The sequence below is a fragment of the Enterobacter sp. genome, assembly GCF_977039595.1.
Genome location: NZ_CDRQYH010000005.1, coordinates 98,859 through 109,469, shown reverse-complemented (window position 1 = coordinate 109,469; position 10,611 = coordinate 98,859). Strand labels below are relative to the sequence as shown.

Genomic DNA, 10,611 nt, shown 5'->3' with positions numbered 1-10,611 from the left:
CCATCTACCATCAGGATATTTACAAATTTTGCCAGCAGTTCTGATCCGAACTTCGGATCTGGAAGAATTTTACGCTGACCAATGACGCGACGACGTGGCATGGGAATACTCCGTTGTTAATTCAGGATTGTCCAAAACTCTACGAGTTTAGTTTGACATTAAGATAAATCAGTTTGGCCTTACTTAACGGAGAACCATTAAGCCTTAGGACGCTTCACGCCGTACTTGGAGCGAGCCTGCTTACGGTCTTTAACACCTGAGCAGTCCAGCGCACCACGAACGGTGTGGTAACGAACACCCGGAAGGTCTTTAACACGACCGCCACGGATCAGGATCACGGAGTGCTCCTGCAGGTTGTGACCTTCACCACCAATGTAGGAAGTCACTTCGAAACCGTTAGTCAAACGCACACGGCATACTTTACGCAGTGCGGAGTTTGGTTTTTTAGGAGTGGTGGTATATACACGAGTACATACGCCACGTTTCTGCGGGCAGGCTTCCAGCGCAGGCACGTTGCTTTTCGCAACTTTGCGTGCACGTGGTTTGCGTACCAGCTGGTTAACTGTTGCCATTAAATAGCTCCTGGTTTTAGCTTTTGCTTCGTAAACACGTAATAAAACGACCTCATACAATATGAGGACGCGAAATTTTAGGGCTACGTCGAAAAGGTGTCAAGAAATATACAGCGATCTCAAATCACCAGTTCATTTGACTGGCGTGCGTCACAGTAAGATTGACGAAATCAGTATAGCCAACCACGTCAATTTTGGCTGAAATTTGACCAGAAAGACCCCGCGCATCCAGATCGTCCTTCAGCGCAGAGACTGTTATGGGGGCATTCGTGAGAATTTCAACGAAACGACTGCCTTCCAGTGCAGCAAGTACGCCATCCTGAATCAGCAGCAGGTCATCACCGTCGCGCAGCATACTCAGTAACGCGTCGATATCACATTGCCACGGTGAATGGCTCAGAGTATGGAGCATGTTAGCCTCAGAAAGTCAGAACGGTGTCGTAGTGGGAAAGGTGTTCGCGCAATGCAGCAGAAGACAGGACTGTCACATCCAGCACGAAAGGCGTCTTATCATCCAAACCGCGAGCGGCCAGCGAATCGGCGCAGACATAAAGGGTTTCGATGTCGTACAGCGGCAGCACTTTAAAGGTAGCGATGTAATCCCGTGCCAGAATGGCCTGAGGCTGTTGCCCAGCCAGAAGCTGAAACACCCCGTCCCCCAAAAAGAAGACGCCGATATCTTCGGTCAGCGCGGACGTTGCAAATAACGCATCCAGCCCTTCTCGGCCAGAAGCGCTGCCGTGCGGCGCAGACTTAAAAACAAATGCCACGCGCTTCATCAGAATTGCACCACTCTGTCGCAGGTTAACGCCGCCTGTGCCAGCGCGCCCAGACCACTTAACGAAAAACCGGGCTGCAGGTTAGAACCCGATAAACCAAGACGCGCAGCTTCGGTTGTATCGGTTACGCCGCGGCGCAGTGCCGCCGCCACGCAGATGTGCAGTTCTACGCCCTGCTTTTCGTTTAATGCCTGCCAGCCGCGCACCAGATCGAACTCATCGCTCGCCGGCGACGTAAACTGGTTCGCATTGTACACCCCTTCCCGATAGAAGAAGACGCTCGCCAGCTCATGTCCGGCCGCCAGCAGCGCATGCGCAAACTGCAGCGCGCTGCTGGCCTGCTGAGTCCCGTACGCAGGTCCTGTCACCATTAACGCAAAACGCATTACTTGTCTTGTCCCAGGAAATCACCGCTTTTGAACTGGCGAATATAGAGGTAGACCGTGTGCTTGGAGATGTTCAGACGATCGGCCACCTGGTTGATGGCGTCTTTAATATCAAAAATCCCTTTCTCATAGAGATTGAGCACGATCTGGCGATTCTTGGCGTTGTTCGAGACGTTGCGATCGGCATTCACTTCTTCAATGGTGAACTCAAGCGTCTGTGTGACGAGATCTTCGACGGAAGAGGCAAAGTTAACAGAAGAGCCAACATCCGGCGTTTCTGGTGGAATAAAGGTGCTCATGATCTGCGAGAAAGGCACATCAAGGTTCATGTTGATGCACAGCAGCCCAATCACACGATGCTCGCGGTTTCGAATCGCGATAGTTTCTGATTTCATCAGCACGCCGCTTTTGGCGCGGGTGAAATAGCATTTGGAGACGCTGCTGTCCGCGCCGGTCATGTCATGCAACATACGCAATGCAAGGTCGGTGATTGGCGAACCAATTTTACGGCCAGTATGCTCACCATTCGCAATGCGGATGGCGGAACACTTCAGATCTTGCAGGGAGTGCAATACGATTTCGCAGTGGGAGCCAATGAGCATCGCTAACCCGTCCACTACCGCTTCATAGGATTTCAGAATATCGAAGTCGGTCTGATCGAAAGGACGTTGATCCAGCAAATCAAGTTCACTGGTTTCGTTGGTTAAAAGCGACCTGGACATGAAAAAAACACTCCTTTTCAGGAGCCTGTCGTTAGGTTTTCAGGGCAGGCTCATTATCTACACGGACAACTAAATTAATACAGCGTGTATAGCGCTTTCCAGTGTTAATTATATCTGCCCCACAATAAAAAAACCGCCGCCTGAAAGGCGGCGGTTTTTATCACATTACTTCTTAGCGTCTGTCGCTGCTTTTTCTTCAGCAGGTGCGTCCGCTTTAGCATCCGCTTTCGGTGCCGGTTTGATGTCCAGCAGCTCTACGTCAAAGACCAGCGTCGAGTTAGCTGGGATTCCCGGAACGCCGGTTTTGCCATAGGCCAGATCCGGTGGGATGACCATCTTGATCTTGCCGCCTTTCTTGATGTTTTTCAGGCCTTCAGTCCAGCCAGGGATCACACCATCCAGACGGAAGGAGAGCGGCTCACCACGGGTGTAAGAGTTATCGAACTCTTTACCGTCGATCAGCGTACCTTTGTAGTTCACAACAACGGTGTCGCTGTCTTTAGGCGCATCGCCGGTGCCTTCTTTCTCAACTTTGTACACCAGGCCAGTAGAAGAGGTTTTCACACCCTTCTCTTTAGCGAAGGTATCGCGGTAGGCTTTGCCTTTCGCTTCGTTGTCTTTAGCGTCCGCGTCCATCTTAGTCTGCGCGGCGCCCTTCACACGCGCTTCGAACGCCTGCAGAGTCTGCTCAATTTCCTGATCAGACAGCTTGCTCTTATCTGCAAATGCGTCCTGAACGCCCGCTATCAGCTGAGCTTTATCCAGTTTGATGCCCAGCTTCTCTTGTTCTTTCAGAGAGTTTTCCATGTAACGACCCAGAGATGCGCCAAGTGCGTAGGCGGATTTCTGGTCGTCATTTTTGAACGCCGCTTTGCTGTCTGCAGTGGCAGCAGGCTTCGCAGCAGTATCAGCAGCGAATGACAGCGGCGCGTTCAGCGCAACAGCCATCGTCGTCGCCAGCAGCGTTACTTTAAACAGTGATTTCATCCATATCTCCAGGGCCTGGGGACTCTCACCCCAGCGTTAAACGTAAATGAGTTACGTACTATAAAACGTTGCGGAAGAAATCTACAGACAGACACTTCCAATTCTCGCCACTTTTCAGACTATTTTTGTTTAAATAAGTTTCCTGCCAAGGGGATGCAGACTGTACTTAAGGATAAACTCAGTTAAACTGCGCCGCCGCAGTGCCATTATGGTGAATCTGAAACAAACGAGGTGAATGATGAAGGATACAACGATAGAAGCGAGAATGGCTGAGCTGGAAAGCCGCCTGGCTTTTCAGGACATCACCATCGAAGAGCTAAACCAGACCGTGACCGCACATGAACTCGAAATGGCAAAACTGCGGGATCATATGCGCCTGCTGACGGAAAAGCTGAAGGCTACGCAGCCGTCGAACATTGCCTCTCAGTCAGAAGAGACGCCACCTCCTCATTATTGAGGCGTAAAAAAAGCGGGATTATCCCGCTTTTTTATTTTCCGCATGGCGGAATTAGTGACAGCCGCAGCCGCCGTTACCGCAACCACCTTTACCGTGGCCGTGATCATGACCATGGTCGTGGCCGTGACCACCGCAGCAGCCGTCGTGGCCGTGATCGTGGTCATGGTCGTGACCGTGCGCACCGTGAACGTGGCCATGAGCCAGCTCTTCTTCGGTTGCTTCACGGATCGCAACAACTTCGACGTTAAACTTCAGGTTCTGGCCAGCCAGCATGTGGTTACCGTCAACCACGACGTGGTCATCTTCCACTTCGGTGATTTCAACAGGAACTGGACCCTGGTCAGTTTCAGCCAGGAAGCGCATGCCAACCTGCAGTTCGTCAACGCCCATGAACACGTCTTTAGGAACGCGCTGAACCAGGTTGTCGTCATACTGACCGTAAGCGTCGTTCGCGCCTACAGCAACGTCAAATTTGTCGCCAACTTCATGACCTTCCAGCGCGTTTTCCAGGCCGGAAATCAGGGAACCGTGACCATGCAGGTAGTCAAGCGGCGCACTCACCGGAGACTCATCAACCAACACACCGTCTTCTGTACGTACCTGATAGGCCAGGCTGACCACCAGGTCTTTTGCTACTTTCATGATATCTCCTGAGCGTGGGAAAATTGCTGGCGCAGATTGTAGCGGAAATCTGCACCCGTGTACCCTTAAGCTTAAAAAAACTCAGAGCATATCGCTAGTCTGGATGAAAAATGCCGATAACTTGCTCTTCTTTGCGAACGTGATCGCGGGCCTCTTTGTCGGCCTCACGCATCTGGTGACCGCACTTAACACACTCAACAACATCAATATTATTTTCCCGCCACATCGCCAGGGTATCTTGCGCCTGGCAGGTCGGGCATTTTGCACCCGCGATAAAGCGTTTACGTACAGCCATCTTTCGTTACCCTTTATTCAAATTCATCCCAGCCATCGAGCTGGCGTCTTTCCTGCTGCATCTCGCGCTGGAAGATCTCCTCCAGCTCGCGACGCGCTTCCCGCACGCGGGAGATCTGCGCCGTATCGGTATGTACCGGCATCAGCTCGCGCAGCATCCGCATATCCAGCCGGCGGAAGTGCATCTGGGCTCGCTGCGCCTGATGCGGATGCATGCCAAGCGAGATCAGCGCCTTGCGCCCCAGCTCCAGCGCACTGGAGAACGTCTCACGGGAGAAGTGTTTCACCCCCGCCTGCAATAATTCGTGAGCTTCAACACGTCCCCGCGCACGCGCCAGAATATGCAGATGCGGGAAATGCTGTTGGCACAGATCCACCAGCTTCATCGTGTCTTCCGGGTCGTTACAGGTAATCACGATGGACTCTGCCGCTTCTGCCCCCGCCGAGCGCAGTAGCTCGAGCTGGGTCGCATCGCCGTAGTAAACCTTATATCCGTATTTGCGCATCAGGTTGACCGCGCTGATATCACGCTCCAGCACCGTAATGCGCATTTTGTTCGCCATCAGCAAACGTCCGATCACCTGTCCAAAGCGGCCAAAGCCCACCACGATAACCTGGGGCTTATCATCTTCTACCCACGGCGCTTCGTCTTCATCGTCTGACGGGTTCAGGCGGCGCGACAGGAGTTTATCCACCAGCTTCATCAGCAGCGGCGTGGTCATCATTGACAGCGTGACCGTCACCAGCAAAAGCGCCATCTGATCGTCTTTAAACAGCTTCTGGGAAGATGCGGTGGAGAACAGCACAAACGCAAACTCACCGCCCTGGCTTAACACGCTGGCAAACTGCATGCGTTCCGAACTGCGCAAGCCGTAAATGCGTGCCAAGACGTACAGTACCAGCGTTTTCACCGCCACCAGGATAGCGACGCTCACTATCACCCACAGCAGATGGGTATAGAGTACACCAAGGTTGAGCGCCATCCCCACCGAAATAAAGAACAGGCCTAACAGCAGCCCTTTAAAGGGATCGATGGCAATTTCCAGCTCGTGCCGATACTCGCTCTCCGCCAGCAGCACCCCGGCGATAAAGGTCCCGAGCGCCATCGACAGCCCCAGCGCATCCATAAACAATGCCGACCCCAGCACCAGCAGCAGCGTCGCGGCCGTAAAGACCTCGCGCACGCCCGACGCGGCAATAAAGCGGAACACAGGACGTAAAAGAAAACGTCCGCCAATCAGCATCCCCGCGAAGGCCAGCACCTTCATGGCAATTTTCGCCCAGTCAAAGTGGTCGTCGCCGGAGCCCGCCAGCAGCGGCACCAGCGCCAGCGCCGGGATCACCGCTAAATCCTGAAACAGCAGTACCGAAAAACCCAGCTGACCGGCTTCGTTGCGATTCATCCCTTTGTCGCGCATCAGCTGCAGGGCCATCGCCGTTGACGACATCGCAAGGCCTATCCCGCCTATCACCGCCGCCTGCCAGGAGAAATTCGTCAGCATTAACAGGCCCCCCAGAATCGCGGCGCTGAACACCACCTGCGCGGCACCCACGCCAAAGATGGAGCGTCGGAGCTGCCACAATTTAGAAGGGTTCAGCTCAAGGCCGATGATGAACATCAGGAACACCACGCCCAGCTCGGAGAAATGGAGAATTTCATCTACATCGCTGATGAATCCCAGTCCCCAGGGGCCAATCGCGATCCCCGCCAGCAGATACCCCAGTACCGCACCGATACCAATACGTGCAGCAAGCGGCACCGCGACGACGGCCGCAAACAAAAACAGCACCCCGGCGAGGAGCAAATTCGATCCTTCCATTAACGACCTCCTGCCGGAATCGGTGACGCCAGCCATTCACCGTAGGCTCTGGCGTGGCTGGCCAGTTCTTTCGGATCCTGACGACGGGCCCAGTAGACAATAATCGGGCTCATCCAGTGCATACGGCACATGGCCGCCGTCAGCTCGAAAGGCCGCAGAATGTCGCTCATCGGATAACGGTTCAGCCCGTCGTGGCGGTAAGCGCTTTCGGGTTCACCGGTCGTAATCACGCTACGCCAGTACTTTCCCGCCAGCTGGTTGCCCCCCACCCCGCTGGAGAAGCCCCGGCTCAGCACGCGGTCCAGCCACTCTTTGAGCAGCGCCGGACAGCTGTAGGTATAAAGCGGATGCTGGAACACAATCACGTCATGCTGACGCAGCAGTTCCTGCTCGTAAGGAATATCAATAAAGAAATCAGGATAGTGCGCGTAGAGATCGTGCACCGTCACGTTACTGAGCTGTGTGGCCGGCTTAAGCAGCACCCGGTTTGCCACCGAGTCCTGAGATTCCGGATGGGCATACAGCAGCAGCACTTTTGCTGTCTGAGACATCATTCCCCTCCCGGTCTTGTTTCTGTTTTTGTGTATCGTTGTTGTTTTGGGCTACCATGGCGGCCCGGTGCGGAAAATGGCCCACACCTTACATTATCATAATGACAAATTAACATAGTCGGAACATACGGCGCTTCTATGATTGTTTTCTCCTCGTTACAAATTCGTCGCGGCGTGCGCGTCCTGCTGGATAACGCCACTGCTACCATCAACCCGGGCCAGAAAGTGGGTCTGGTCGGCAAAAACGGCTGTGGTAAATCCACCCTGCTGGCGCTGCTGAAAAACGAGATTAGCGCGGATGGCGGTAACTTCACCTTCCCGGGGAACTGGCAGCTCGCCTGGGTGAACCAGGAGACGCCCGCGCTGAGCGAACCGGCACTCGACTATGTTATCGACGGCGATCGTGAGTACCGTAAGCTCGAAGCGGAACTTAACGCCGCTAACGAGCGCAACGACGGCCACGCCATCGCCACCGTTCACGGCAAGCTGGACGCCATTGACGCGTGGACCATTCGCTCCCGCGCCTCCAGCCTGCTGCACGGCCTGGGCTTCAGCAATGAACAGCTGGAACGCCCGGTCAGCGACTTCTCCGGCGGCTGGCGTATGCGCCTCAACCTGGCGCAGGCGCTGATCTGCCGCTCTGACCTGCTGCTGCTCGATGAACCGACTAACCACCTCGATCTCGATGCGGTTATTTGGCTGGAGAAGTGGCTCAAGAGCTATCAGGGCACTCTGATTCTGATCTCCCACGACCGAGACTTCCTCGACCCGGTGGTGGATAAAATCATTCATATCGAACAGCAAACGATGTTCGAGTACACCGGCAACTACAGCTCCTTCGAGCGCCAGCGCGCGACGCGCCTTGCCCAGCAGCAGTCCATGTACGAAAGCCAGCAGCAGCGCGTGGCGCACCTGCAGAGCTTCGTGGATCGCTTCAAGGCCAAAGCCTCAAAAGCGAAGCAGGCCCAGAGCCGCATCAAGATGCTGGAACGCATGGAGATGATCGCCCCGGCGCACGTCGACAACCCGTTCCATTTCAGCTTCCGCGCCCCGGAAAGCCTGCCGAACCCGCTGCTGAAGATGGAAAAAGTCAGCGCGGGCTATGCCGACCGCATTATTCTCGACTCCATCAAGCTCAACCTGGTGCCGGGTTCACGTATTGGTCTGCTGGGACGCAACGGTGCCGGTAAATCGACGCTGATCAAACTGCTGGCGGGCGAGCTTAACCCGGTCAAGGGTGAAATTGGCCTGGCGAAGGGCATCAAGCTGGGTTACTTCGCCCAGCATCAGCTGGAATTTTTACGCGCGGATGAATCCCCGATTCAGCACCTCGCGCGTCTGGCGCCGCAGGAGATGGAGCAGAAGCTGCGCGACTACCTCGGCGGCTTCGGCTTCCAGGGCGATAAGGTCACTGAAAACACCGAGCGCTTCTCCGGGGGCGAAAAAGCCCGTCTGGTGCTGGCGCTGATCGTCTGGCAGCGTCCGAACCTGCTGCTACTCGATGAACCGACCAACCACCTGGATCTCGATATGCGTCAGGCGCTGACCGAAGCGCTGATTGAGTTCGAAGGCGCGCTGGTTGTGGTTTCGCACGACCGTCACCTGATCCGCTCCACCACGGACGATCTCTACTTAGTGCACGATGGCAAAGTGGAACCGTTCGATGGCGATCTGGAAGACTACCAGCAGTGGCTGACGGACGTGCAGAAGCAGGAGAACCAGCCGGAAGAGTCAGCGAAAGACAACGCCAACAGCGCGCAGGCACGTAAAGACCAGAAGCGCCGTGAAGCGGAGCTGCGCACCCAGACGCAGCCGCTGCGTAAAGAGATAGCCCGTCTCGAAAAAGAGATGGAAAAGCTCAACGCCACGCTTGCCGATGTTGAAGAGAAGCTCGGCGACAGCGGCCTGTATGACCAGAGCCGTAAAGCTGAACTGACGGACTGCCTGCAAACCCAGGCGAAGACCAAATCCAGCCTTGAAGAGTGTGAGATAGCGTGGCTCGACGCGCAGGAACAGCTGGAAGCGATGCTGCAGGCTGACTGACCTGTTTACCCCGTTTTAAGAACAGAATCCGTACCGGGTTCGGAAATCCAGCTTAAACGGGGTACAATTCGGAAAGTATCGTAAATTTCCGACAAGAATCAGCATCGCGCTTATGACCCAAATCATTCCATCAGACTTCGACATTGCGGCCGAAGACAGCACTGAGTTCGTGCCTATGCGCGGCGTGGCCAATCCCCATTTGCAGACCATGCTGCCACGACTGATCCGCCGCAAGGTTCAGTTCACCCCGCACTGGCAACGGCTTGACCTGCCAGACGGTGATTTTCTGGATCTCGCCTGGAGCGAAGCGCCGGAACAGGCTCGCCATAAGCCGCGTCTGGTGGTCTTTCACGGTCTGGAAGGCAGCCTGCACAGCCCGTATGCCCATGGGCTAATTGAAGCGGCAAAAGCGCGCGGCTGGCTCGGCGTGGTGATGCATTTTCGCGGCTGTAGCGGCGAACCGAATCGTCAGAAACGCATTTATCACTCGGGTGAAACAGAAGACGGGACGTGGTTTTTACACTGGCTGCGGGAAAATTATGGCACCGTGCCAACGGCCGCCGTGGGCTACTCGCTGGGCGGCAATATGCTGGCCTGTCTGCTGGCCAAAGAGGGCGAAAGCGTGCCGCTGGAGGCCGCCGTCATTGTCTCCGCGCCGTTTATGCTCGAGCAGTGCAGCTACCATATGGATAAAGGCTTCTCCCGCGTCTACCAGCGTTACCTCCTCAACCTCCTGAAGGCCAACGCGGCACGTAAACTGAAGGCCTACCCGGATACCCTGCCGGTCAGCCTGCGCCAGCTGAAAAAGGTACGCCGCATTCGCGAGTTCGACGACCTGATCACCGCGAAAATTCACGGCTTCGCCGATGCGATTGACTATTATCGTCAGTGCAGCGCCATGCCGCTGCTCAGCAAGATCACGCAGCCAACGCTGATTATTCATGCCAAAGATGACCCGTTTATGGATCATCACTCGATTCCCGCGCAGGAATTCCTGCCCGACAACGTTCACTATCAGTTGACCGAGCACGGCGGCCACGTCGGGTTTATCGGCGGCACGCTGCGCCGCCCGAAAATGTGGCTTGAGGCGCGTATTCCTGACTGGCTAACCCCTTATCTTGACGGTGCAAAATGATTATTCCCTGGCAGGATCTGGCTCCCGAAACGCTCGATAATCTGATTGAAAGCTTTGTATTACGCGAAGGCACCGATTATGGTGAACAGGAACGCTCGCTTGAGCAAAAGGTCAACGATGTAAAGCGCCAGCTGAAAAGCGGCGACGTGGTGCTGGTGTGGTCAGAACTGCATGAGACGGTCAATATCATGCCCCGCAACGCGTTTCACGGCTGATCTTCCAC

14 protein-coding genes and 1 pseudogene are annotated in these 10,611 nt (G+C 55.0%); 4 read left to right on the top strand and 11 right to left on the bottom strand.

Annotated elements, in window-relative coordinates; genetic code table 11:
* The 7 genes and pseudogenes from ACWYRJ_RS03325 to fkpA form a co-directional block, all read right to left on the bottom strand.
* Positions 1-101 (bottom strand): annotated as a pseudogene (locus tag ACWYRJ_RS03325) (30S ribosomal protein S7); the annotation flags it as partial.
* Positions 102-197: 96 nt separating this feature from the next.
* Complete coding sequence (rpsL, locus tag ACWYRJ_RS03320; protein ID WP_000246815.1) at positions 198-572, bottom strand: 30S ribosomal protein S12; 375 nt, start codon at positions 570-572, stop codon at positions 198-200.
* 124 nt (positions 573-696) lie between these two features.
* A complete protein-coding gene (tusB, locus tag ACWYRJ_RS03315; protein ID WP_045909310.1) occupies positions 697-984 on the bottom strand; it encodes a sulfurtransferase complex subunit TusB in 288 nt (95 codons plus the stop codon).
* 7 nt (positions 985-991) lie between these two features.
* The gene (gene tusC, locus ACWYRJ_RS03310) at positions 992-1,351 is read right to left on the bottom strand and encodes a sulfurtransferase complex subunit TusC (RefSeq protein WP_455507405.1); all 360 of its coding nucleotides are present in this window, start codon (positions 1,349-1,351) and stop codon (positions 992-994) included.
* Positions 1,351-1,737: a sulfurtransferase complex subunit TusD gene (gene tusD / locus ACWYRJ_RS03305; RefSeq protein ID WP_111963790.1), complete on the bottom strand. Its 387-nt coding sequence runs from the start codon at positions 1,735-1,737 to the stop codon at positions 1,351-1,353. Before tusD ends, tusC begins: the two co-directional genes overlap by 1 nt.
* Positions 1,737-2,459, bottom strand: coding sequence for a helix-turn-helix transcriptional regulator (locus tag ACWYRJ_RS03300; RefSeq protein ID WP_003861697.1), 723 nt, complete (start codon positions 2,457-2,459; stop codon positions 1,737-1,739). Before ACWYRJ_RS03300 ends, tusD begins: the two co-directional genes overlap by 1 nt.
* A gap of 165 nt (positions 2,460-2,624) precedes the next feature.
* The gene (gene fkpA, locus ACWYRJ_RS03295) at positions 2,625-3,446 is read right to left on the bottom strand and encodes an FKBP-type peptidyl-prolyl cis-trans isomerase (RefSeq protein WP_111963789.1); all 822 of its coding nucleotides are present in this window, start codon (positions 3,444-3,446) and stop codon (positions 2,625-2,627) included.
* A 238-nt stretch (positions 3,447-3,684) separates the two neighbouring features.
* On the opposite strand from fkpA, the gene ACWYRJ_RS03290 reads away from it, so the two are divergent.
* Positions 3,685-3,903: a protein SlyX gene (locus ACWYRJ_RS03290; RefSeq protein ID WP_008503009.1), complete on the top strand. Its 219-nt coding sequence runs from the start codon at positions 3,685-3,687 to the stop codon at positions 3,901-3,903.
* 51 nt (positions 3,904-3,954) lie between these two features.
* On the opposite strand, the gene slyD is transcribed toward ACWYRJ_RS03290, so the two are convergent.
* From slyD to kefG, 4 genes are all read right to left on the bottom strand, one after another.
* Positions 3,955-4,545 carry a peptidylprolyl isomerase gene (gene slyD / locus ACWYRJ_RS03285; protein ID WP_008503010.1) on the bottom strand — a complete coding sequence of 197 codons (591 nt, stop codon included), beginning with the start codon at positions 4,543-4,545 and terminating at the stop codon, positions 3,955-3,957.
* A gap of 94 nt (positions 4,546-4,639) precedes the next feature.
* Positions 4,640-4,840 carry a YheV family putative zinc ribbon protein gene (locus tag ACWYRJ_RS03280; protein WP_010436300.1) on the bottom strand — a complete coding sequence of 67 codons (201 nt, stop codon included), beginning with the start codon at positions 4,838-4,840 and terminating at the stop codon, positions 4,640-4,642.
* A gap of 13 nt (positions 4,841-4,853) precedes the next feature.
* Entirely contained in the window at positions 4,854-6,659 is a 1,806-nt protein-coding gene (gene kefB, locus ACWYRJ_RS03275; protein WP_149367135.1) for a glutathione-regulated potassium-efflux system protein KefB, read from the bottom strand.
* Complete coding sequence (gene kefG, locus ACWYRJ_RS03270) at positions 6,659-7,210, bottom strand: glutathione-regulated potassium-efflux system ancillary protein KefG (protein ID WP_014885493.1); 552 nt, start codon at positions 7,208-7,210, stop codon at positions 6,659-6,661. The genes kefB and kefG overlap by 1 nt, the downstream gene beginning before the upstream one ends.
* A 138-nt stretch (positions 7,211-7,348) precedes the next feature.
* On the opposite strand from kefG, the gene ACWYRJ_RS03265 reads away from it, so the two are divergent.
* The 3 genes from ACWYRJ_RS03265 (at position 7,349) to ACWYRJ_RS03255 (ending at position 10,603) form a co-directional block, all read left to right on the top strand.
* On the top strand, positions 7,349-9,253 hold the full coding sequence (locus ACWYRJ_RS03265) for an ABC transporter ATP-binding protein (protein WP_455507404.1): 1,905 nt from the start codon (positions 7,349-7,351) through the stop codon (positions 9,251-9,253).
* 112 nt (positions 9,254-9,365) lie between these two features.
* Positions 9,366-10,388: a hydrolase gene (locus ACWYRJ_RS03260; protein WP_111963786.1), complete on the top strand. Its 1,023-nt coding sequence runs from the start codon at positions 9,366-9,368 to the stop codon at positions 10,386-10,388.
* Complete coding sequence (locus tag ACWYRJ_RS03255) at positions 10,385-10,603, top strand: YheU family protein (RefSeq protein WP_008503016.1); 219 nt, start codon at positions 10,385-10,387, stop codon at positions 10,601-10,603. The genes ACWYRJ_RS03260 and ACWYRJ_RS03255 overlap by 4 nt, the downstream gene beginning before the upstream one ends.
* Positions 10,604-10,611: the final 8 nt, after the last annotated feature.